The organism is Caballeronia sp. LZ034LL (assembly GCF_031451215.1).
Lineage (GTDB): Bacteria > Pseudomonadota > Gammaproteobacteria > Burkholderiales > Burkholderiaceae > Caballeronia.
The window spans coordinates 314,853-337,558 of record NZ_JARUXR010000003.1; the positions used below are offsets into that span (position 1 = coordinate 314,853).

Sequence of the window (22,706 nt, forward strand, 5' to 3'; positions counted from 1 at the left end):
GCGCCGGCCTGGCGCTTGATTCATGTCTTTCGCGGGCGTTCAGCCATTTCCCCTTTGGGAACGGCGCACGCTCGCGCACATTCGGCGCGCGCTGACGCGCCAGTCATCGGAACGGAGTTTCAAACATGCAGGTCTGGTCCCGCACGGCCTCGGGAGAAGGGCGCGTCAACTTGCCCTTGATGATCGCCGTCGCGTTCGTTGCTTTCTTCATGACGGCGTTTTATGTGTCATACGCCCACGCCGCCTGGTTCTTCCAGGACGACTTTGGCTTCCTCGAGCGCTATGCAGCAGTGGTCAAGCTCCCGGAGCTGTGGCGCTTCACCAACTTCGGCCGCTTCATCACGCGCAACGTCTACTGGCACTACGGCCAGCAGCTTTTCGCACTGGACGCGCTGTATTTCTATCTCTTCAATCTCTTCTGCATCGGCGTGACGAGCGTGCTGGCCGGGCTGATCGTCACGCGCGGTCATGACCGCTTCGCGGGCGTCGTGGCCGGCCTGTTCTACTACGCATTGCCGGCGACCGCCGCGGCCTACGTGTGGCTGTCGAACTCGCAGCATCTGATCGGCCATGTGTTCGTGATGCTGTTCGTGTACCTGTTCATCAGCCAAGTGCCATCCGCCGATGGCCGCACGCGCTTCGGCACCATCCTCGCGCTGCTGATCGTCCTGGCGTTCGGCTACATGTCGAACATCTTCATGTGCATGGCAGTCAGCCTGCCCGTCTGGATGCTGGTCACGGATGCGAAACACCGGCGGGACTGGCGCAACTATGTGGTGCCGCTGGCGGGCATCGCCTTGTTCGTCGTGTTCTTTCTCAAGCTGAAGGGACAGCAGGTGGATGAATATTCCACGTCCTACACGCTCTCGACGCTGTGGGACAACGCCGCTTATTACTTTGGCGGCCGCGCCTCGCGAGTGGTCTGGGCGATCGTCGTCGTGGCCGGCGCGGCGTATTCATGGGCTAAAGGCAGGCTCTTTACGGCCTGGCTGTTTCTCGCTTCGCTGGCATTCTTCGTGCCTTTCGCGTTCCTGCTGCATCAGCGCTACATGAACTATGGCGTACTCGCGCAACTGTTCTTCCTGATGGGCGTGCTGTCCGCGCTGCACGAGTTGCTGCCGGCGCGGCGCGTGAACCTTGCGCGCTGGATCGGGGTGGCTGCGCTGTTGTTCATCTTCGGATCGGCGTTCCGCGAGCCGATCGCCTGGTTCAGCCGCGAGCCGTACGGCGCGGGCGTGCGTGCCGACGTCGAAGCGCTGCGCAACTATGACCGCGCGCATCCGGAAGTTGCCACGTATTGTTTCCGTCCGAGCCAGATGACCGTCAATTCATCCGGTGCCGCGCACGGGGACATTCCCGCGGAGTGGTGGTTCTCGGGCTTCGGCACGGCCTATACCGTGTTCGTGAATCACGCCAAGACCTTCAGGCTCGCGTCCGGGCCGGAAGCGCCCCGTTGCGACGTCACGCTGGTGCTCGAGAACGGCCATGTCCAGATTCCCGCGAACTGATGCTGCTGCGCGGACCAGGACAAGCGTCCGTCGCACCGTAGGCGGTAACATATAATCCAGCGCGCCGAAACGATGCTCCGCGAGGCGGAAAGCGCAAGGCGTGCATGGCATTGCAGTTCAAACAGAAGCTAGTGGAAGAAGAGAGGGCATCATGATTCTGGTCACGGGCGGCGCGGGGTTCATCGGCGCCAATTTCGTTGTCGACTGGCTCGCGCAGACGGATGAGCCCGTGCTGAACGTCGACAAGCTGACGTACGCCGGCAATCTCAAGACGCTCGAATCCCTCTGGAACGATACGCGTCACGTGTTCGCGCGTGCGGACATCTGCGATCGCGCGGCCATCGACGAGCTGCTGGCCCGGCACACGCCGCGCGCCATCCTGCATTTCGCGGCGGAGAGTCATGTGGATCGCTCGATTCACGGTCCTGCCGATTTCGTGCAGACCAATGTGGTCGGCACCTTCACCTTGCTCGAAGCGGCGCGCCTGTACTGGAGCAAGCTGCCCGAAGCCGACAAGCAGGCCTTCCGTTTCCTGCACGTCTCGACCGACGAAGTCTTCGGTTCGCTCTCGGCCACGGACCCGCAGTTCTCCGAGACCACGCCGTATGCGCCGAACAGTCCCTACTCGGCCACGAAGGCCGGGTCGGACCATCTGGTGCGCGCGTATCATCACACCTACGGTCTGCCGGTCCTCACGACCAACTGCTCGAACAACTACGGCCCGTTCCAGTTCCCCGAGAAGCTGATTCCGTTGATGATCGCCAATGCACTCGGCGGCAAGCCGTTGCCGGTGTATGGCGACGGCCAGAACGTGCGCGACTGGCTCTATGTCGGCGACCATTGCGCGGCGATCCGTGAAGTGCTCGCGCGCGGCGTGCCGGGCGAAACGTACAACGTCGGCGGCTGGAACGAGAAGAAGAATCTCGATGTCGTGCATACGCTCTGCGACCTGCTCGACCAGGCGCGGCCCAAGTCGGGCGGCTCGTATCGCGACCAGATCACCTATGTGAAAGATCGCCCGGGCCATGACCGGCGCTATGCCATCGACGCGCGCAAGCTCGAACGCGAACTCGGCTGGAAGCCGGCGGAGACTTTCGAGACCGGACTCGCGAAGACGGTGCAGTGGTATCTGGACAACCAGGTGTGGTCCGACGAAGTCGCTTCCGGCGAGTACCGGAAATGGGTGGAAACCAACTACGCGCAGCGCGCGTGAGGGAACTGACGATGGCGCGCAAAGGCATCATTCTCGCGGGCGGATCGGGCACCCGGCTCTATCCGATCACGCACGTCGTCTCGAAGCAGCTGCTGCCCGTGTACGACAAGCCGATGATCTACTACCCGCTGTCGACGCTGATGATCGCGGGCATCCGGGACGTGCTGATCATCTCCACGCCGCAGGACACGTCGCGCTTCGAGACGATGCTCGGCGACGGCAGCCAGTGGGGCATGAACATCCAGTACGCGGTGCAGCCTTCGCCCGACGGACTGGCGCAGGCGTTCCTGATCGGCCGCGAGTTCATCGGCAACGATCCCTGCGCGCTGATCCTCGGCGACAACATCTTCTACGGGCACGATCTCGCCAAGCTGCTGGAAAGCGCGAATGCGCGCACGGAAGGCGCCACGGTGTTCGCCTATCACGTGCATGACCCGGAACGTTATGGCGTGGTGGAATTCGACCGCGCGTTCCGCGCGCTGTCGATCGAAGAAAAGCCCGAGAAGCCGCGCTCCAACTATGCGGTGACGGGCCTGTACTTCTACGACAACAGCGTCTGCGACATCGCGGCGGACATCAAGCCTTCGGCGCGCGGCGAACTCGAGATCACCGACGTCAACTCGTGCTATCTGAACGACGGCAAGCTCACCGTGCAGATCATGGGGCGCGGCCATGCCTGGCTCGACACCGGCACGCATGATTCGCTGATCGAAGCCGCCACGTTCATCGCCACGTTGCAGAAGCGGCAGGCGCTGGTGGTGGCCTGTCCGGAAGAGATTGCCTTCCGCCGCCGCTGGATCGACGAGGAAGCCTTGCTCGCACTCGCCCGGCCGCTCGCGAAGAACGCGTACGGACAATATCTGCTCAACCTACCGAAGGACCAAGTCGCATGGCCATCAGCGTAACCGCCACGGCGTTGCCCGAAGTCAAGATCATCGAGCCGAAGGTCTTCGGTGACGCGCGCGGCTTCTTCTACGAAAGCTTCAACGCCCGCGAATTCGGCGAGCTCGTGGCGCCCGGCGTCGAGTTCGTGCAGGACAATCACTCGCGCTCGGCCCGCGGCGTGCTGCGCGGCTTGCATTATCAGATCGAGCATGCGCAGGGCAAGCTCGTGCGCGTGGTGGAAGGCGAAGTGTTCGATGTCGCCGTCGATATCCGCAAGCATTCGCCGAACTTCGGCAAATGGGTGGGCGTGACGCTCTCGGAAGCGAACCATCGGCAATTGTGGGTGCCGCCAGGCTTTGCACATGGCTTCGTGGTGCTGTCGGAGTCGGCCCAGTTTCTCTACAAGACCACCGACTACTGGTATCCGGAGCACGAGCGCAGCCTCGTCTGGAACGACGAGACGATCGGCATCGAATGGCCCATCGACTTCGAGCCGATGCTCGCCGCGAAAGACCGCGACGGCAAGCGCCTCGCCGAAGCGGATTGCTACGCATGAGCGCGCCGGCCCTGCCCACCATCCTGCTGACCGGCGTGAACGGTCAGGTCGGTTATGAACTCGCGCGGACCTTGCAGGGTCTCGGGCGCGTGGTGGCGCTGGATCGCCAGGCGCTCGACCTGCGCGATCTCGATCACGTGCGCAGCGTGCTGCGCGAACTGCGGCCGGCGGTCGTCGTGAATCCCGCGGCCTATACGGCCGTGGATCGCGCGGAAGACGAGCGCGACGAAGCCCGGCATCTCAATGCGGCCTTGCCTGCGACGCTTGCCGAAGAGTGCGCCCGCACGAATGCATGGCTCGTGCATTACTCGACGGACTACGTCTTCGACGGCAGGAAGGACACGCCCTATGTGGAAACCGATGCTGTCGCTCCGCTCAACGTCTATGGCGAAACCAAGCTCGCCGGGGAACAGGCGATTGCGGCAAGCGGCTGCCGGCATCTGATCCTGCGCACGAGCTGGGTCTATGGCGCACGCGGCGCGAACTTCATGCGCACCATCCTGCGGCTGGCGGAGCAGCGCCCGGAACTGACGATCGTCGCGGACCAGTTCGGCGCGCCGACCTGGAGCCGGACCATCGCCGAACTCAGCGCCGGCATGCTGAGCCAGATCGCCTATGCGGAACGCACGCGGCCCAGCTCGGCCGATGCGCTCAGCGGCCTCTATCACCTGACCAACGGCGGGCGCACGTCCTGGTGCGAGTTCGCCGGCGAGATCCTGCGCGTGTGGGGCAAGACGGAGCAGACCCGCGTGACGCCGATTCCGGCCAGCGCCTATACGGTGAAGGCGCGCCGTCCGGTCAACTCGTGTCTGTCGAACGCGAAGCTCGCGGCGGCCTTCGGCCTCGTCGCGCCCGACTGGCGCCACGCGCTCGAACTGTGCGCGCAGCAGACCTGATTCACGCCTGCATCGTCATCCAGTAACATGGCCGCACGGCGCACAGGGCGGCCGGTTCAGGCGCGGGCATGACCTTGTCGCGCGCCGCATCAGGAGCGAGATCAGGGTGGGAAGAAAAGGAGCGACTCAGGCGACCTCGATGAAAGACGTCGCGCGTCTCGCCGGCGTATCGACGATGACCGTCTCGCGCGCCATGCGCGCGCCGGGCAGCGTCTCGCCACACGTGCTGGAGAGCGTGCGCGCGGCCATCGAGGCGAGCGGCTATGTGCCGAACCGCATTGCGGGCAGCCTGTCGTCGAATCGCTCCACCGTGGTCGCGCTCGTCGTGCCGAGCCTGCGCAATGCGCTCTATGCCGAAACCATCAAGGGCATTTCCGAAGTGCTCACGCGCAACGGCCTGCATCTGATGATCTCCGACAGCGGACTCGATCTCGACGAAGAAGAGAAGCTCGTCGCCGAATACATCGCGATGCGCGTCTGCGGCGTCATCCTGCACAACACGAAGCACACGCCGCGCACCGTCACCATGCTGCGCAACAACGGCATCCCCTGCGTGGAAACCGGCAATCTCAGCAGCGACCCCATCGACATGGTGGTCAGCTACTCGAATCATGCCGCGGGCAAGGCCATGGCGCGGCATCTGCTCGAACTGGGCTATCGGCGTTTTGCGTTCGCAAGTCTCGCGGTGGCGGGCAGCGACCGGCTGCGTCAGCGGCGCAACGGGTTTCTCGCGGAACTCAAGCGTGCGGGCGCGGGCATTGCGCCGGGACTGGTGCTGGAAGTGGAGCCGGGACTCGAAAGCGGTTCACGCGCGCTGGCGCGCATCGTAGAACAGGAGCCTTCGGTGCAGGCCGTGTTCTTCGCCGGCGACGTGCTCGCCGCCGGCGCCGTGTTCGAATGCCAGCGGCGCGGCATCGCGGTGCCGGAGCGCATCGCGGTGGCCGCATCCGATGACAACGAGCTGATGCAAAACATCGTGCCGCCGATCACCACCGTTGCGTTTCCGCGCTATGAGATCGGCGTGCGCAGCGCGAGCATGATCGTCGCGCGGACCAAGGGGGTGACGTTGCCGGTGTCGAGCGTCGATGTCGGCTTCGAAGTGATCCAGCGCGGCAGTACCTGAGCACGGTTGCTTTAACCGAGGCCGCTTTCGTCCATCGCTTTGAGCGCCGCGATCAGCGCGAAGCGCGACTGCTCGACCGCCTCGTTCGGATTGCTGCAACGCGTGTTGTAGTAGAGATCGCGGCCGAGGCTCACGATGTCGCGATTCCATTGCGCCGTGCAGCCCGCCAGTTCCACAGCACGCTCCAGCACGCTGTCCGCCGGCACGATCTCGTTGACGAGATGGAACTGCTGCGCCTCCGCCGCGCTCAGCAGCCGCGCGCGATACACCATGTCCCACAGCACCTTTTTCGGCAGACTGTCCTTCACGATGGCCAGCGCAAGGAACGGAAACAGTCCGTGCGCGATTTCCGGCAGACCGAAGGTCGCGCCTTCGTGCGTCACCGCGAGATCGCACGCGGTGAGCAGGCTGAAGCCGCCTGCATGCGTGGGGCCGTTGTTCGCGCAGACCAGCGGCTTGCCGACACGCGTCATCGCACGTTCCATGTCGCTGAACGCGCGCGCGAAACCGAGGCGTCCTTCGCTCGTGCCGCCCGCGCTCATGTAGTCGCCGCCGGTGCAGAAGACCTCGCCGTGGCCCGTGAGCACGACGCCGCTCACCGACTTGTCGATGCGCGCCGCCTCGAACGCGCGCACGGCCTGCTCGGCCATGGCTTGCGTGACGCGATTGTTCTTGTCCGGCCTGGACATCGTGAGGATGCGGACGCTGCCGCGATTTTCGATTTCAATCGTGCCTTCCTGCGCTGCGTTCATAGAGGGTTTCCGTTTTGAGTGGTCGATGAGAAGAGTCAGCCGCGCGCCTCGCGAAGCGCCTGCGCGGCGTCCTGCGCGTTCGTATCCCGGCGATGGTGCCGGCTGACGACAGCAAGAATCAGCCACGCGATCACGCCATACGCGCCGATGGCCTGCAATCCGCCCGCCGTGCTGCCGGTCGCATCCTTGATGACGCCCACCACGTAGGGCGCGGCGAAGCCTGACAGGTTGCCGAGCGAGTTGATCGCCGCGAAGCCGATAGCCGCGACCGCCGGCCCGAGCAAACCGGGCAATAGCGCCCAGAAGACCGGCAGCGCCGAGAACACGCCGAACGAAGCGAGACACAGCAAGGCGAGCTTCAGCGCGGGCACGGCGACGAGCGTCGAGCCGACGAGCCCGATAATGCCGAGCGCCATCGGCAGCAATACATGGAAGCGGCGTTCGCCATGACGGTCTGAGCGACGGCTCCACCACATCATGCCGAACGCGCCGACGACAAACGGAATCGCGGCGACGATGCCGACCTGCATGAGACTCAGATGGAACTCGCGCACGATCTGCGGCAGGAAGAAGCTCAGCCCGAAGTTGATGCCGACAATGCCGAAATAAGCGGCCGCGAGCATCAGCACGAGCGGCCGTCTGACGATGTTGAGGAAGCCGTGCTCGTTGAACGCGACGCTGCGCGTGCGTTCCGCATTGAGCGTGGCATCGAGCCAGGCGCGTTCGTCGTCGGCGAGCCATTCGGCTTGCGCGGGGGAATCGCGCAGCACCTTCAGCACGACGACCGCGAGCACGAGCGAAGGCAGCGCTTCGGCGATGAACATCAGTTGCCAGCCCTTCAGGCCGAAGACGCCGTCATGGCTCAGCAGCCATCCGGACAAAGGTGCGCCGAACACGCTGGCGAACGGCATCGCGGCCATGAACGCGCCCACTACACGGCCGCGATGACGCTCCGGCACCCAGTAAGTCAGGAACAGGATCACACCCGGGAAGAAGCCCGCTTCGGCGGCACCGAGCAGCACGCGCACGATGTAGTAGCTCCATGGCCCGGTAATGAACGCCGTGGCTCCTGACAGGATGCCCCACGTGAGCATGATGCGCGCGATCCAGCGGCGCGCGCCCACGCGTTCGAGCGCGAGGTTTGACGGCACCTCGAAGAAGAAGTAGCCGATGAAGAACAGTCCCGCACCGAGGCCGAACACGGTGGAGGAGAACTTGAGATCCGCACTCATGGTCAGCGCGGCAAAACCGACGTTGACGCGATCGAGGAATGAGATCACGAAGCAGATGATGAGCAAGGGCACGAAGCGGCGCGTGACCCGGCGCATGGTTCGCGATTCGATGTCGGACATGGGTGTGTCTCCTGGGAGCGGCCGGGCGCTTTTGGTCCGGCTTTGTGCATGCATTATCTTGAGCGAGCCGGGCTTGCGAGGAATAGGGGAATACCCTTCGCACCGGTCTCAAGCATCCCGTTTTAACCACTCAAACTATTGATAAATAACGATAAAACGAAATTCCCCCTTGTCGTGATATCGATATCAAAAAGTCGCCGCCAAGCCTTGCTTCCTGCATTGAGTTATCGATATCATGAAACCTCGTCATTCACGCAAGCAGGGGAGAAGACCTTGAACCGTTCCGCCCGATTCCGCGAGTTGCTCAAATCCCCGCCGTTCGTGTGCCTGGGCGCACACGACGCCGTCACCGCCATGCTGGCCGAGCAGGCCGGCGCGAAGGCCATCTATGTGAGCGGCTTCGCGGCGTCCGCCATCGTCGCCGGGCAGCCCGACGTAGGCCAGCTCACGCAGACGGAAATGTTCGATCACATCCGCCGCATCTGTCGCGTGACGAAGGTGCCGGTCTTCGCCGATGCCGATACCGGCTACGGCGGCGTGCTTGACTGCCAACGCACCATCAAGCTGTGGGAAGAAGCAGGTGCATCGGTGCTGCATCTGGAAGATCAGGCGGTGCCGAAGAAGTGCGGGCACTTCGCCGGCAAGCAACTGGTGCCGAAGGAAGAGATGCAGCAGAAGCTCGCCGCGATGCTGGCCGCGCGCACGGATCCGAATTTCTTCATCGTCGCGCGCACTGATGCGATCGCGGTGACGGGTCTGAACGACGCCATCGAGCGGCTCGAATCGTATGCGGCGATCGGCGCGGACGGCCTGTATGCCGATGCACCGGAAAGCATCGACCAGATGCGCGAACTGATCCGCCGCCTGAAGCCGCTCGGCAAGCCGATCCTGTTCAACATGGCGCGTTCGGGCAAGAGCCCGTACCTGTCGTTGAAGGAAGTGCATGAGATCGGTTTCGACTACGCGCTGTGCCCGATCGAACCGATGTTCGCGATGCACAAGGCCGTCAAGGAAATGATGGAGATCTTCATGCGCGAAGGGTCAACCAATGCGGTGGCGGATCGCCTGACCTCGTTCGAGGACTTCAACAAGTTCGTCGGCCTCGACAAGGCCGTCGCGGAAGAGGCGCGCTACGCGAACATCGGCCGCTGAGCGGACGCCGATGCCGATGCCGGGCGCAGCAGCCATGCGCCCGCAAGCCTGGAGGAGACATGCACATCAAGGACCGCATCAGGCATTTTGCCGCGCAGGGCGGGACCTGGAACGCCTCGCTCGATGCGCTCGCGGACGCCGCGCCCGAGTTCATCGACGCGTGGCTCGACTTCGCGGGCAAGCCGCTGCGGCACGGGCCGCTTGCACCGAAGACCAAGGCGCTGATCGGTCTCGCGCTCAATGCGGCGATGACGCATCTGCACGAGGACGGCATCCGCGAACACTTGCGCCGGGCGCTCGACCATGGCGCGACGCGCGAGGAACTGGTCGAGGTGCTGCAACTGGTCAGCGTGATGGCCGTGCATGCGTGCACGCTCGGCGTGCCGATCCTCGCCGAATGCCTGGCGCTCGATCCACATCAGGCCGACGAACTGCAACGCAGCGATGCACGCCGCGACGCGTTGCGCGCGGAGTTCGAGGCCAAGCGCGGCTACTGGAATCCGCTGTGGGAAACGCTGCTTGCGCTCGATCCGGAGTACTTCAAGGCTTTCATCGATTTTTCGGCGGCGCCGTGGTTGTCGGGCGCGCTGGAGCCGAAGGTCAAGGAGTTCGTGTATATCGCGGTGGCGGTATCGGCGACGCATCAGTTCGCGCCGGGTACGCGCATCCACATCAAGAACGCATTGGGCTATGGCGCGAGCGCGGCCGAACTGCTGGAAGTGATGCAGCTTGCCAGCGCGATGGGCATCCAGAGCTTCACGGTGGCGTGGCCCTTGCTCGACGAAGCCATCGCGGAGCATGCGCTCAGACCTGATCGAGGCGAAAGTCCCTGAGCGTGTCGAGCTGCTTCTGCACGCCACGCGCGCGATGCTCGCGGAACAGGCGCTGCGCGGTATCGGCATCGGCGCGGGCGAGCGCTGCGACGATCTCGCGATGTTCGCCCGCCGATGCATGCGGTTTCGGCCCGAGCTTCAGCGTGATGAAACGCACGCGATGAATCTGGTCCCAGTACTTGCGCACGATCTGTTCGAGCCGCGCGTTGCCGCACAGCTTGAGCAGATGCAGGTGGAAGGCTTCGTCGGCGGCGGCCCAGGCTTCGAGATCGTCCTTTGCGAGCGCGCGGTCCATGGCGACGCACGCGCGTTCGAGCGTTTGCAGATCCTTCGCGGCGGGCTTGCTCATGGCGACGAGTTCCGCGGCGGTTGCTTCGAGGCTCGTGAGGATCTGATAGATCTCGCGCATGTCCGCGACCGACACCGGCAACACGCGCATGCCGCGACGCGGCACGAGTTCGACGAGGCCTTCGTCGCGCAGCCGCACCATCGCCTCGCGAACCGGCGTGCGGCTCACGCCGAAGGCTTCGGCGAGATCCTGTTCGGTGGCGTAGGCGCCGGGGCGCAGCGCGTTGTCGAGAATGCGCGCGCGGATCTGGGCGAAGACGGTATAGGAAGAGGTGGTGCGGGAAGAAGGGACGGCGGTCTCGTTCGCTGGAGTCTTCGGCATGGAGGTCGCTCGATGATGATGCGCGCTGTCGCGGGCGTGCCAGGCTGAACGCATTATAGCCAGCGTGTTCACGCTGCATGACGATGTTCAAGGAGACCTGCATGGATGAACTCGAAGTCCGCACCATGCGCCGGGTGCTGCGGCGTTATGTGCCGCTGTTGATCGTGTGCTTCGTCGTGTCGTTTCTCGACCGCGTGAACATCGGCTTCGCCGCGCTGACGATGAATCGCGCGCTTGGTTTCTCGGCGACGACTTTCGGCATCGGCGCGGGCCTGTTCTTCATCGGCTATGTGATTTTCGAGGTGCCGTCGAACCTGATTCTCGAACGGGTCGGCGCGCGCCGCTGGATTGCGCGGATCATGCTGACCTGGGGCGTGCTGTCGGCCTGCATGGCCTTCGTGCAGGGACCCGCGAGCTTCTTCACGCTGCGCGTGCTGCTCGGCATCGCCGAGGCGGGCTTCTTTCCCGGCATCATGCTGTACTTCACGTACTGGATTCCGGGGGCGTGGCGCGCGCGGGTCGTGAGCGTCTTCATGGCCGCGATGCCGTTCGCCAATGTGTTCGGCTCGCTGTTGTCGGGCTGGCTGCTCGGACTCGACGGCGTGTTCGGCCTGCACGGCTGGCAACTGATGTTCATCGCGGAGGGCTTGCCCGCCGTGCTGCTCGCATTCGCCGTGCTCGCCGTATTGCGCGATACGCCCGCGCAGGCGCAGTGGCTTGCGCCGGACGAACGCGCGTGGCTCGCAAACACCATCGCCGCTGAACGCGCCCGCGTGCCCGCCGCGCGACACGGCGGCTGGAGCGCGGTGCGCAACCCGGTGATCGTCGCGCTGGCGCTGGCGTATTTCGGCATCAACCTGTCGATCTTTGGACTGAGCTTCTTCCTGCCGCAGATCGTCCGCGAGTTTCATCTGAGCCTGAGCATGGTCGGCGTGGTCGCGGCCATCCCGTTCTTCATCGCCGGCTTCGGCATGATGTGGTGGGGCCGACGCTCCGACCGTCACGACGAACGCCGCTTCCATGTGCTGCTGCCGATGGCGCTTGCCGTCGTCGGACTCGGCGGCTCCACGCTTGCAGCCGCACCGGTGCTCAAGCTTGGCTTTCTCTGTCTCGCCGCGTTCGGCACCTTCTCGGCGGTGGCGATCTTCTGGTCCACCTTGCCGCTGCTGCTCGGGCCCGCGGTCGCGGCCATCGGCTTCGGCGCGATCAATTCGTTCGGCAATCTCGCGGGCTTCACCGCGCCGTATGCGATAGGCGTCGTGAAGGATGCCACGGGTCATTTCGACGCCGGCATCCAGCTGATTGCGCTGTACGGCTGCTTCGCACTCGCAGCGCTGGCGTGGGCCATGCGCGGCCGGCATGGCCGGGCCGAAGGCGAGACGAACGAACTCGCCGCCACCGAGCGTTCCTGATCCCTGAACTTCAAACCTATCGATGAACATCGTCTTTCTCGACCGCGCCACCCTTGCTCCGCAAACCCGTCTGCGCCGTCCGGATTTTGCGCACACGTGGCGCGAGTATCCGGCGACTGCCGCGCACGAAGTGGCCGAACGCATTCGCGATGCGGACATCGTCATCACGAACAAGGCGCCGATCAGCGCGGCCGCGCTCGAACACGCGCCGCGCGTGAAGCTGGTGGCGGTGGCGGCGACGGGCACGAACGTCATCGACCTGGAGGCGTGCAAGGCGCGCGGCATCGCCGTCTCGAACATTCGCGACTATGCGCGGCATACGGTGCCCGAACATACCTTCGCGCTGATTTTCGCGTTGCGGCGCAGTCTGGTTGCGTATCGCGAGTCAGTGCGCGCGGGCCGCTGGGAAGAGAGCGGTCAGTTCTGTTTCTTCGATCATCCGATCCGCGACCTCGCCGGTTCGACGCTCGGCGTCATCGGCGACGGCGCGCTCGGACGGGCGGTGGCCGCACTGGGTCGAGCGCTCGGCATGCGCGTGCTGATGTCGGCGCACAAGGGCCGCGAGGGCATGGGTTCGCTGTACACGCCGTTCAACACGGTGCTGCGCACGAGCGATGTCATCACGCTGCATTGCCCGCTCACGCCCGCGACGCGCAACCTGATCGACACGCCGGAGTTCGCCGCGATGGAGCGCCGCCCGCTGCTCATCAACACGGCGCGCGGCGGGCTCGTCAACGAGCATGCGCTGGGTCCGGCGCTGCGGGACGGGCAGATTGCGGGCGCGGGTTTCGATGTCGCGACGTCCGAGCCGCTCGCCGACGATCACCCGTTCCGCGCCTTGCTCGACCTGCCGAACTTCATCCTGACGCCGCACGTCGCGTGGGCCAGCGAGGAGGCGGTGCAGGCGCTGGCTGACCAGCTGACCGGCAACCTCGAAGCGTTCGCGCGCGGTGCGCCGCGCAACCTCGTCATCGTCTGAGCATCGTCATACAAACATCGTTTCCGGAGACCGACATGCAGGCTGACACCCGTATCGGCGCACGACTCGACAGCGTGCCGCTGTCCCGCTATCACTGGAAGTTGCTCGCGCTGATTGCGGCGGGCATGTACTTCGATTCGTTCGACATCTACATTGCCGGCACCGTGCTCGCCGCGATGATCAAGAGCGGCGAGTCGACGCTGCAACTCAACGCGACCTTCGTCTCGGTGACCTTCATCGGCATGATGGCGGGCGCGTGGCTGTCCGGCGTGATGGGCGACCGCTACGGACGGCGCTTCTGCTATCAGTTCAATCTGCTGATCTACGGTCTCGCGTCCATCGCGGCGGCGCTCGCGCCCTCGATGACCTGGCTGATCTTCTTCCGGCTCGTGATGGGCATCGGGATGGGTGCGGAGATCGTGGTCGGCTACGGCACGCTGAGCGAGTTCATTCCGCCTGCGTGGCGCGGCCGCTTCGGCACGATCGTCAATCTCATCATCAACTCGTCGCTGTTTCTCTCGACGCTGCTCGGCTGGATGATCGTGCCGCATTACGGCTGGCGCTGGATGTTCGCGATTGCCGGCGTGGGCGCGCTGGTCGCATGGTTCCTGCGCAAGCGCATGCCGGAATCGCCGCGCTGGCTGGCGTCGAAAGGGCGTGAGCGCGAGGCGCTGGCGGTGGTCGAGTCCATCGAGGCTGCTTGCGGCGTGACGTCTTCTGTGTCGCCTTCTGGGTCGTCTTCGGTTGGGCGTGAGAGCGTGCCTGAGGCGAGCAGCCGTCTCCGCGACCTGTTCGCGCCCGGCATGCGTGCGCGCACCATCAGCGCGATCACCGTGCTCGTGGTGCAGTTCGTCGCGCAGTTCGCGTTCGTCAGCTGGATCCCGACTTTTCTGGTCAAGGAAGGCCACACGATTTCCAGTTCGCTCGGGCTGACGGCCATCATGTTCGCGGGCGGACCGGTCGGCTCGCTCATCGCGTTCCTGCTGACCGAGCGCATCGGGCGCAAGTGGGGCATCGTCGCGTTCTCGCTGATCTGTGCGGCGCTCGGGGTCGGCTATCCGTTCGCGCAATCCGAATTCGTGATCGCCGCGCTGGGGTTTGCGATCACCGCGTGTCTTTATGTGTTGTCGTCGTTCACTATCGCCAGCTACGTGCCGGAGCTGTTTCCCACTGCGTTGCGGCTGCGTGGAACAGGGCTCGCGAACACCATCGGGCGCGCGGTCAGCATCGCGTTGCCGTATGCCGTGGCGGCGGCGTATGCGGGCACGGGCATCGCGGGCGTGCTGACGCTGATCGTCGGGACACTGCTGGCGCAGGCGTTGATCGTGGGGATGTTCGGGCCGGAGACGAAGAACCGGTCGCTCGAGGCGATCTCCGTGGGGACAGAGGAAGGGGCGCGGGAGCGTGGGGAGGGGGTGGGGGCGTTTGAGCGGGGAAGGTGAGGGGTTGGGACTTTTCAGATTTTAATCATTCCGTTGTAGTGCGGGATGCAGCAGGCTCGATAGCTTCGATTAACGAGGCTACGAGCGCATGATGCTGACAGGGCACCTTATCCTTCTGGTTGACCGTTGCCGGATCGATCTCAAGCTGAGCATGGCGGAGATTCATGTTCGGCAGCCAATCGGCAGGGAAGAAGCCTGATGAGCATGCCGGCGGTCACGCACCTGACGCCCGTCATCGGCGTGGACGTGCACATGATTCAGACGCCTGCGGGCGTCGTCATGCCTCTGCCGCATCCGCACGTGGGCTTCGTGCTCGATCCGATGGAATACTTGTCGACGCTGCCGGAAGGCGTCGGCAGCATGGTGTCGATGGGGATGATGGCGAGAGCGCGGGAGCCATCGTCAAGCTGGGAAGGCGCAGTGTGAGCGCGGCGGCCGTGGCAGCGGGCGCGATGGCCGTTGCGGTGACTGCCGGCGGTGGCGGTGGCCCGATCTGGGTCAACGGCCTGATGCGCTCGACTGCCGGCACGCAGACCATGCATATGCCCGGGCTGCATTTTCCGATTGGCGGCGTTTTCACGGGTCCTGATGCGCCCAAGCCAGCAGGCAGCGGCGAAGCCTTCCTCGGCCGCATGACCGTGCAGGCCAACGGCGATCCGATGGCCTATGCCGTGCTGCCCGCGCTGACGTGCTGGTTCACGGGAATGCTTTCGCTCTCGCACAACAGCGAGCACACGCGGCGTGGAAGCATGTCGCTGCCCACTTCAGTCATGCTGCCGATTCCGGCATCCCGTCCGGTGTTGGTGGGCGGGCCGCCCGTGCCCAGTATCGCGGCGCTGGCCGGCATAGCGATGCGTGCGGCGTTTTCGCACGGTCTGTCCAGACCGTCGCGTGCCTGCACGGTATCCAGAGCGATTCAGGATCGCGTGGGCAACGGACAATGGGGCAACTTCGTCAGTCTGGTCGCCAGATGGGTCTTTGGCGAACCGGTCAACGGCATCACGGGTGAAGTGGTCGTGCAGCAGCACGACTTCACGGTGCCGGGGCGCTTGCCGCTCGTATGGAACCGCCGCTACGCAAGTCACGACACGCGCCTGGGCGCAGTGGGCTGCGGCTGGCAGTCGCCCGCTGATATCCGCATCGAACTCTTTGAGCACGATGATGAGATCGGCGGCATCGTCTATTTCCCCGACACATGGGTGTGCTTCGACCAGATGCCCGCCGATGAAGGCAGGGCGGCGCGCATCATCGAAGGCATCGGTGGTCATGCGCTTTATCTTGACGGCGCGCATTTGATCGTGCGAAGTCGGGAAGGCATCGAATACCGTTTCGCGCTGCCCGAACGATGGCGCGAACAAGCGCTTGCAGGCAGTCCGCAGCAGCCGCTCCGGTCATGGCTCGTGCAATTCAACGATCTGAACGGCAATGCGTGGCGTATCGAGTTGCCCCGTGAAGGCGGACTGCGTTTCATCGAATGGTCGGACGATGCCCCGACGGGTCGCATCGTGCACTGCGCTCCGGGTGATGTGCTTGGCTGCATCGGCAGGGTGATATTGCACGACGCAGAAGGCCGAATCTGGCCGCTGGCGTGCTACGAGCAGAACGCGCGCAGCGATCTGATCGCGGTCCATGATGCGCTCGACAATCCTTACCGCTTCGAATATGCCGGCGAGCACGTCATGGTGCGGCATACCGATCGCAACGGCTTGTCGTTTTACTATTCGCATCAAATGCACGAGGACGGTCTGTGGCGCGTCGATCATGCATGGGGCGATGGCGGTCTTTATGACTATCGCTTTGAATATGACCTGACGTATCGCGAGACGCGCATTACTGATTCGCTCGGTGGACTTATGCGTCTGCAATGCGATCAGCGCGGACTGCCGGTCATGCTGATCGATCAGTTGGGCAGCATGTCCAGTTATCGCTATGACGGGTGGGGACGCACTGTTGCAGCGGTGGACCCAGCAGGGAACAGGACCACGTGGGAATACGACGTGTGCGGCAATCTGCTAAGTCACACGCTGCCGAATCGTAGCGAGACCCACACAGAGTACGACGACAATCTTCGGCCTATCGCCATTACTGACCCGGAAGGCGGAGAGTGGAAACAGGCATGGGACACGCGCGGTAATCTCGTTAAACAGACCACGCCCTCGGGCCTCGTCATGGCGTTCGCTTACGACCCGCGAGGACAACTTGTGCAGGTGCGCAACGCCGCCCAACAGGTCACGACCCTCGCCTATGACCCGCTGGGTTATCTGGTGGGATTGACCGATCCGCTCGGACGCACCACGCGTCTGAAGCACGATGCCCGCGGCAAGCTGATTGAACGGCAAGCGCCGGGAGAAGAGTCAGCCACCTATAGATGGGACGCCAAGGGACGGCTTGCGGCCTGCATGTTGCCGGGATATCGCTTGGTGTCTTGCAAATACGACGCCGAAGACAACCCCATGCAGTACACCGACGAAGCCGGCCACATCACGCGCTTCAGCTTCTACGGGCAAGGCCAGCTAGCGAGCCGCACCGACGCCAATGGCAATGTCACGCGCTATCACTACAACACCGAAGAACAACTGGTTGGCGTGATCAATGCGCGAGGCGAGACGTGGCATCTGAAGCGTGATGCTGTAGGAAGGCTCGTCGAAGAAATCGGCTATGACAAGCGCTCGCGTCGCTATGCCTATGATCCGGCGGGGCATCTGACGCAGAGCATCGATCCGCTGGGGCAGGTGCTTGCGGTGACGTGCGATCCGTTGGGACGTATCACGCGGCGTGCGGTTACGGGCAGCGATCAAAACGAAGCCTTCACGTACGACAAGCGCGGACAGTTGATTCGTGCGAGCAATGCAAACAGCGTGGTCAAGCGTGCCTATGACCTCGATGGGCAGCTGATGATGGAGCTGCAACAGCACGTCGATGCAACGGGCACGCTCGCATATGCGTACGACGTGGCCGGGCGTCTGATCGAGCAGACGCGCAAGTTGCAAACGGCCGATTCCGTGTTCGAGCAGACGCTCGCTTATACGTATGACGCGCTGGGCGCACCGCAGTCCATCCAGATCGACGACAACGAGCCGATCCGTTTCACGCGCGATATCGCGGGACGGCTGGCTCGTACGCGGTTCACTGGAAACCTCGAACACGTCTACGGATACGACAGCACAGGACGCCTGACGCGCCATGCAACCCGCCGCGCGGGCTTGCACGACGACGATACGCACTTCGGCTATGACATCAATGGCAATCTGACTGAACGCCGCGACAGCCGTATCGGTAGCGATCAATTCAGCTATGACCCGCTCGGACGCATTCTCGCGCATACCGATCCGACCGGGCGGCTGAAGTATTTCGGCTACGACGCCCTTGGAGACCGCTTCAAGGTCGTATGCGACGACGACCGCGGCGAGAACTACAACACAACGATGGCGCGCGCTGGCTACTGGATGCGGCGGGCCAACTGGTGATCCGCCAGGGCGGCGGACATGGCGTGCAGCGCTTCGAGTGGGATGCGTTCGGCCGGCTGGCGAGCTTCGAGAACACGCAGAACGAGCGCTGGGCGTATCGCTATGACGCGCTGGGGCGACGCATCGGCAAACGGGCGACCGATGCATGGCATGGAAAACATAGCCAGCACGGTTCGCAAACGTGGTTCCTGTGGGACGGCGATGCGATGGCGGGTGAGCTGCGGCGCGCTGCGAACAAACAGGACTCAGCACGCTTCTATGCATACCACCTGGGAAGCTTCGAGCCCCTGGCGATGCAGACGAAAGAAGCCGCATCGAAGCGGCTGTACTTCTACCAGAACGACCCGAACGGCGCGCCGGTACGCCTGCGCAACGCGAACGGCGAGATCGTATGGGAAGTACACTACGGCGTGACTGGCGGGGTCGATCATGTCGGGACGGAGCGCATCGAGCAGCCGATCCGTTTGCAAGGGCAATACGAGGACTATGAGAGCAGGCTGAGATATAACCGGCATCGGTACTTCGATCCGCAGACGGGAATCTTCGTCAGTCAGGATCCGATTGGCCTTGCGGGGGGGGTGCATCCTTACCGGTTTGGACCTAATACGTCAGGATGGATTGATCCGCTAGGCCTGACCGAATTAGTAGCGTTCGATCCTTTACCCGACGGTACGCAGGTATTTCGAATTGGAAGTGCGAGAAATCCGTTTGGCTTTGATTTCAGCGGTCCAGAGCTGGCAGCGATCGAAAAGGGGAGGTTCAACGGCCCTCCGGGCATATCGGTAATCAGAGCGGGCAGTGCTGACGAGGCTCGCGAGATATGGAACCGTACGTTCCCGCAAAATCCGGCAACGAGGATAATGCAAGCAAGTGCTGAGGAAATCAGAGTTGCGGGGTTTGATGTCATTCATAATCCGAGCAGGAACGGATTAGGTGATAGCCATGCCCGTTTGATACATCCAGATGGTCCTGACGGGCATAATGCGAACAGGGGTAACCTGATGCAGGTCTTCAAGTGCGGAGGGGGAGGATGAGAGACTATTTGGCAGGAAGCGACGGTGAAATATATGCAACTCTTGATTATGTTCATGACGCAGAGATCGAGCATTTCTTTAGAGGCGAAATAATTGACTATCGACTGCCATCAGAGCTGACCAGCCTTCTCGCGGAATATTCTGAGATTTTGGATGGCATGGCGCTTTCGCTGCTGGATGAGGTTGAAGCTAAGATAGCCAGCTATCATCTGCACTTGAAAAACGCAGGAAAAAGTGTTTTCAACCTCGAAATAGTAAATAAGACGAGCCTAACATTTTTTGACAGATATCCAACTGCAAAGGGATTTATTGACAGACATCCTGGATCGGGTCTTTAAAAAATGGTGGTGCATGAAGGATGAGATCAGAAGTCGACCGGGCGACGAGCGCCTGTTCACGCCATCGCTCAGGCGGCACAAAGCAGCCGTTGATCCAAGACGAGAGAGGCGCCGACGTGTTTCTCGCCGGGCGGCGCGGCGGCGTCTTGGCGGACCGAGTCGAGCGCTTGAAGAAAGCAAGCGGCCAAGCGTCCTTCATCCAGATCGACGTCAACGATGCAACTTCGCGCCAGCAGATGGCCGAGTCGATCGGCGCTCTGGACGTGCTCGTGAACAACGCCGGCGTGGTGATCGACAAACCCGCCGTCGAGCAGAGCGAGGCCGATTGGGATACCGTTGTCGATACCAACCTGCAGGCGATGTTCTTCGTCGCCCAGGCGTTGATGCCCGCGCTGAAGGCCCGCGCGGGATCCGTCATCAACGTGGCGTCGATTCTCGGGCTCAGACAGGCGGGCAATGTGCTGTCGTATGCGGTGTCGAAGGCGGGCGTGGTTCAGCTGACGCAGTCGCTTGCGCTCGAATGGGCGCGCCATGGCATCCGCGTGAATGCGATCGCGCCGGGCTACATCGAGACGCGACTGAATCAGGCGTTCTGGCGCACACCCGCCGGCGAAGCATTGATCCGCCGCATTCCGCAACGCCGCCTTGGGGCAACTCGACGACCTCGACGGCCACTTGACCAGCAGTCTCTAACTCACTCCATCGACCCATGCTGACCGCTACTCCCACTGCACGCAGCCGCGAGATCGCGGACCGCGTCGAAGCGTTCGTTCGTGAACGCGTGATTCCGTATGAACGCGATGACCGCCTCGGGCCACATGGCCCTTCGGCGGAACTGGTCGCGGAACTGCGGGCGCTCGCACGCGAAGCCGGCGTGCTGACGCCGCACATCCTGTCCGACGGCGCGCATCTGTCGCAACTCGAAACCGCCGCCGTGCTCAAGCGTTCAGGGCTATCGCCGCTCGGACCGGTGGCCGTCAATACGATGGCGCCCGACGAAGGCAACATGTACCTGCTCGGCAAAGTGGCCACGCCCGCGCAGAAGACGCGTTTCCTCGACCAGCTCGTCGCAGGCGAGGCGCGCTCGGCGTTCTTCATGACGGAACCCGCCGAAGACGGCGGCGCGGGTTCGGACCCGGGCATGCTCAGGACCACGGCGCGGCGCGACGGCGACGCGTGGATCATCGACGGCGACAAGACCTTCATCACCGGGGCGGTCGGGGCGAAAGTGGGCATCGTCATGGCGCGCACCGACGACGGCGACAAACCGCGCGCCACCATGTTCCTCGTGGCGCTGCCCGATCCGGGCATCGAGATCGTGCGGGTGCTGGATACGATCGACAGTTCGATGCCGGGCGGCCATGCGCGCGTGGCCATTCGCGGCTTGCGCGTGGCTTCGGACGCGGTGCTGGGCGAGGTTCACGGCGGCTTCGAATACGCGCAGATCCGTTTGTCGCCGGCGCGTCTGTCGCATTGCATGCGCTGGCTCGGACTCGCGGTGCGCGCGCAGGAGATCGCGGTGGACTATGCAAGCAAGCGCCATGCGTTCGGCAAGCGGCTGATCGATCACGAAGGCGTCGGCTTCATGCTGGCCGACAACGCGATCGACCTGCAACAGGCCGCGCTGATGATCGACTGGTGCGCGGGCGTGCTCGATCAAGGCGATCTCGGCACCACCGAAAGCTCGATGACCAAGGTCGCCGTATCGGACGCGCTGTTCAGGGTGGCGGACCGCTGCGTGCAGGTGATGGGCGGGTCGGGTGTCTCGCGCGATTCGATCGTGGAACAGTTGTTCCGCGAGGTCCGCGCGTTCCGCATCTATGACGGTCCGACCGAAGTGCACAAGTGGTCGCTGGCCAAGAAGATCAAGCGGGCCGCGCTGGGAGGAAGCTATCGTGTCTGACGCGGCGAATTTCGCAGGGACCGGGCCGGTACGCGACGCGCATCGCTTCGATGAAGCGGCACTCGGCCGATGGATGCAGGAGCACGTCGAAGGTTTCGCCGGACCGATGCAGGTCGAGCAGTTCAAGGGCGGACAATCGAATCCGACGTATCAGCTGCGCACGCCAGACCGCGAGTATGTGCTGCGCCGCAAGCCGCCCGGTCCGCTGCTGAAGGGCGCTCATGCGGTGGAGCGGGAAGCGCGCGTGATCGCGGCGGTCGGCGCGGCTGGGTTTCCCGTGCCGAAGGTGTTCGGCGTCTGCGAAGATCCGCAGGTGCTGGGCAGCGCGTTCTTCGTGATGGAGCGGGTGCGCGGCAGGATCTTCTGGGAATCGGGCTTTTCGAACGTGCCGCAGGCGGAACGGTTCCGTTACCTCGATGCGATGAACGCGACGCTCGCCGATCTGCACCGGCTCGACTATGCGGCGCTCGGTCTCGGCGACTACGGCAAGCCGGGACGTTACGTGGCGCGGCAGGTGGAGCGCTGGTCGCGTCAGTATCTCAGCGACGAAGCCGCCGGACGCAATGCGGACATGGACCACGTCATCGCGTGGCTCGAAGCGAATCTGCCCGCGCGCGATGAAACCGCGTTGACGCACGGCGATTTCCGCGTGGACAACCTGATCTTCGATGCCGTCGAGCCGCGCGTGATTGTCGTGCTCGATTGGGAACTCTCGACGCTCGGCGATCCGCTCGCCGACTTCGCCTATCACGCGATGATGTACCGCCTGCCGACCGATATCCTGGGCGGCATCGGCGGGCTCGATTTCGCGCAACTCGGCCTGCCCGACGAAGCGGCCTACGTGCAGGCCTACTGCCGCCGCACCGGGCGCGAAGCCATCGCGGACTTCGACTACTACGTCGTCTTCAACATGTTTCGCTTTGCGGCGATCCTGCATGGCATCCGCGCGCGCGTCGCCCGAGGGACGGCGGTCAGCGAGGACGCGCGCGCTATGGGCGACCGGTTCGCACGCGTGGCGCAGCTTGCCTGGAGCGAGGCGCAGCGGGCGGGCGGTATGCGCTCGTGACGACGTGCATCGGCGGTGGCCAGGGAATCGCGGCGGTGTTCGAGCGCATCTGAACGTCGCGTTCCCCGATGGCTCCTTGAAAGCCAATGCCTGCACAATGCTCGATCAGTCCAGACCGGGGAGCG

20 protein-coding genes and 2 pseudogenes are annotated in these 22,706 nt (G+C 63.7%); 19 read left to right on the forward strand and 3 right to left on the reverse strand.

Annotation, left to right across the window (positions count from 1 at the left end):
• The first annotated feature begins 125 nt into the window (after positions 1 to 125).
• From QCE83_RS22530 to QCE83_RS22555, 6 genes are all read left to right on the forward strand, one after another.
• Positions 126 to 1,508, forward strand: a complete 1,383-nt coding sequence (locus QCE83_RS22530) for a hypothetical protein (RefSeq protein WP_309816362.1) — start codon at positions 126 to 128, stop codon at positions 1,506 to 1,508.
• 151 nt (positions 1,509 to 1,659) lie between these two features.
• Entirely contained in the window at positions 1,660 to 2,721 is a 1,062-nt protein-coding gene (rfbB, locus tag QCE83_RS22535; protein WP_309816365.1) for a dTDP-glucose 4,6-dehydratase, read from the forward strand.
• Positions 2,722 to 2,732: 11 nt separating this feature from the next.
• Entirely contained in the window at positions 2,733 to 3,626 is an 894-nt protein-coding gene (rfbA, locus tag QCE83_RS22540; RefSeq protein ID WP_309816369.1) for a glucose-1-phosphate thymidylyltransferase RfbA, read from the forward strand.
• Positions 3,611 to 4,162, forward strand: a complete 552-nt coding sequence (gene rfbC, locus QCE83_RS22545) for a dTDP-4-dehydrorhamnose 3,5-epimerase (protein WP_309816372.1) — start codon at positions 3,611 to 3,613, stop codon at positions 4,160 to 4,162. The genes rfbA and rfbC overlap by 16 nt, the downstream gene beginning before the upstream one ends.
• The gene (gene rfbD / locus QCE83_RS22550; RefSeq protein WP_309816376.1) at positions 4,159 to 5,058 is read left to right on the forward strand and encodes a dTDP-4-dehydrorhamnose reductase; all 900 of its coding nucleotides are present in this window, start codon (positions 4,159 to 4,161) and stop codon (positions 5,056 to 5,058) included. Before rfbC ends, rfbD begins: the two co-directional genes overlap by 4 nt.
• A 139-nt stretch (positions 5,059 to 5,197) precedes the next feature.
• Positions 5,198 to 6,181: a LacI family DNA-binding transcriptional regulator gene (locus QCE83_RS22555; protein WP_309816379.1), complete on the forward strand. Its 984-nt coding sequence runs from the start codon at positions 5,198 to 5,200 to the stop codon at positions 6,179 to 6,181.
• An 11-nt stretch (positions 6,182 to 6,192) separates the two neighbouring features.
• Here the strand turns inward: QCE83_RS22555 and QCE83_RS22560 are convergent, their stop codons facing one another.
• Together QCE83_RS22560 and QCE83_RS22565 are read right to left on the reverse strand one after the other, a co-directional pair.
• Positions 6,193 to 6,933, reverse strand: coding sequence for an enoyl-CoA hydratase/isomerase family protein (locus tag QCE83_RS22560; RefSeq protein WP_309816381.1), 741 nt, complete (start codon positions 6,931 to 6,933; stop codon positions 6,193 to 6,195).
• Between the two features lie 35 nt (positions 6,934 to 6,968).
• Positions 6,969 to 8,285, reverse strand: a complete 1,317-nt coding sequence (locus tag QCE83_RS22565) for an MFS transporter (RefSeq protein WP_309816385.1) — start codon at positions 8,283 to 8,285, stop codon at positions 6,969 to 6,971.
• 273 nt (positions 8,286 to 8,558) lie between these two features.
• Between QCE83_RS22565 and QCE83_RS22570 the strand changes: the two genes are divergently transcribed.
• Both QCE83_RS22570 and QCE83_RS22575 read left to right on the forward strand, forming a co-directional pair.
• Entirely contained in the window at positions 8,559 to 9,437 is an 879-nt protein-coding gene (locus QCE83_RS22570) for an isocitrate lyase/PEP mutase family protein (protein ID WP_309816389.1), read from the forward strand.
• 59 nt (positions 9,438 to 9,496) lie between these two features.
• Positions 9,497 to 10,270, forward strand: coding sequence for a carboxymuconolactone decarboxylase family protein (locus QCE83_RS22575; protein WP_309816391.1), 774 nt, complete (start codon positions 9,497 to 9,499; stop codon positions 10,268 to 10,270).
• On the opposite strand, the gene QCE83_RS22580 is transcribed toward QCE83_RS22575, so the two are convergent.
• Positions 10,242 to 10,940 carry a GntR family transcriptional regulator gene (locus QCE83_RS22580; RefSeq protein WP_309816393.1) on the reverse strand — a complete coding sequence of 233 codons (699 nt, stop codon included), beginning with the start codon at positions 10,938 to 10,940 and terminating at the stop codon, positions 10,242 to 10,244. The genes QCE83_RS22575 and QCE83_RS22580 overlap by 29 nt on opposite strands.
• Positions 10,941 to 11,041: 101 nt before the next feature.
• On the opposite strand from QCE83_RS22580, the gene QCE83_RS22585 reads away from it, so the two are divergent.
• The 11 genes and pseudogenes from QCE83_RS22585 to QCE83_RS35155 form a co-directional block, all read left to right on the forward strand.
• The gene (locus QCE83_RS22585) at positions 11,042 to 12,352 is read left to right on the forward strand and encodes an MFS transporter (RefSeq protein WP_309816396.1); all 1,311 of its coding nucleotides are present in this window, start codon (positions 11,042 to 11,044) and stop codon (positions 12,350 to 12,352) included.
• Between the two features lie 22 nt (positions 12,353 to 12,374).
• Complete coding sequence (locus QCE83_RS22590; RefSeq protein WP_309816400.1) at positions 12,375 to 13,331, forward strand: D-2-hydroxyacid dehydrogenase; 957 nt, start codon at positions 12,375 to 12,377, stop codon at positions 13,329 to 13,331.
• A 35-nt stretch (positions 13,332 to 13,366) separates the two neighbouring features.
• Positions 13,367 to 14,773, forward strand: coding sequence for an MFS transporter (locus QCE83_RS22595; protein ID WP_309816403.1), 1,407 nt, complete (start codon positions 13,367 to 13,369; stop codon positions 14,771 to 14,773).
• Between the two features lie 198 nt (positions 14,774 to 14,971).
• Positions 14,972 to 15,199 carry a hypothetical protein gene (locus QCE83_RS22600; protein WP_309816405.1) on the forward strand — a complete coding sequence of 76 codons (228 nt, stop codon included), beginning with the start codon at positions 14,972 to 14,974 and terminating at the stop codon, positions 15,197 to 15,199.
• On the forward strand, positions 15,196 to 18,240 hold the full coding sequence (locus QCE83_RS22605; protein ID WP_309816407.1) for a DUF6531 domain-containing protein: 3,045 nt from the start codon (positions 15,196 to 15,198) through the stop codon (positions 18,238 to 18,240). Before QCE83_RS22600 ends, QCE83_RS22605 begins: the two co-directional genes overlap by 4 nt.
• Complete coding sequence (locus QCE83_RS22610) at positions 18,237 to 19,274, forward strand: RHS repeat-associated core domain-containing protein (RefSeq protein ID WP_309816410.1); 1,038 nt, start codon at positions 18,237 to 18,239, stop codon at positions 19,272 to 19,274. Before QCE83_RS22605 ends, QCE83_RS22610 begins: the two co-directional genes overlap by 4 nt.
• Entirely contained in the window at positions 19,271 to 19,612 is a 342-nt protein-coding gene (locus QCE83_RS22615; RefSeq protein ID WP_309816413.1) for a hypothetical protein, read from the forward strand. The genes QCE83_RS22610 and QCE83_RS22615 overlap by 4 nt, the downstream gene beginning before the upstream one ends.
• 20 nt (positions 19,613 to 19,632) lie before the next feature.
• A complete protein-coding gene (locus QCE83_RS22620) occupies positions 19,633 to 20,328 on the forward strand; it encodes an SDR family oxidoreductase (protein WP_309816417.1) in 696 nt (231 codons plus the stop codon).
• Positions 20,322 to 21,515: an acyl-CoA dehydrogenase family protein gene (locus QCE83_RS22625; protein WP_309816420.1), complete on the forward strand. Its 1,194-nt coding sequence runs from the start codon at positions 20,322 to 20,324 to the stop codon at positions 21,513 to 21,515. Before QCE83_RS22620 ends, QCE83_RS22625 begins: the two co-directional genes overlap by 7 nt.
• A pseudogene (locus QCE83_RS22630) lies at positions 21,508 to 22,566 on the forward strand (phosphotransferase); the annotation flags it as partial. The gene QCE83_RS22625 and the pseudogene QCE83_RS22630, both read left to right, overlap by 8 nt.
• Positions 22,509 to 22,634 (forward strand): annotated as a pseudogene (locus tag QCE83_RS35155) (acetyl-CoA C-acyltransferase); the annotation flags it as partial. The pseudogenes QCE83_RS22630 and QCE83_RS35155, both read left to right, overlap by 58 nt.
• Positions 22,635 to 22,706: the final 72 nt, after the last annotated feature.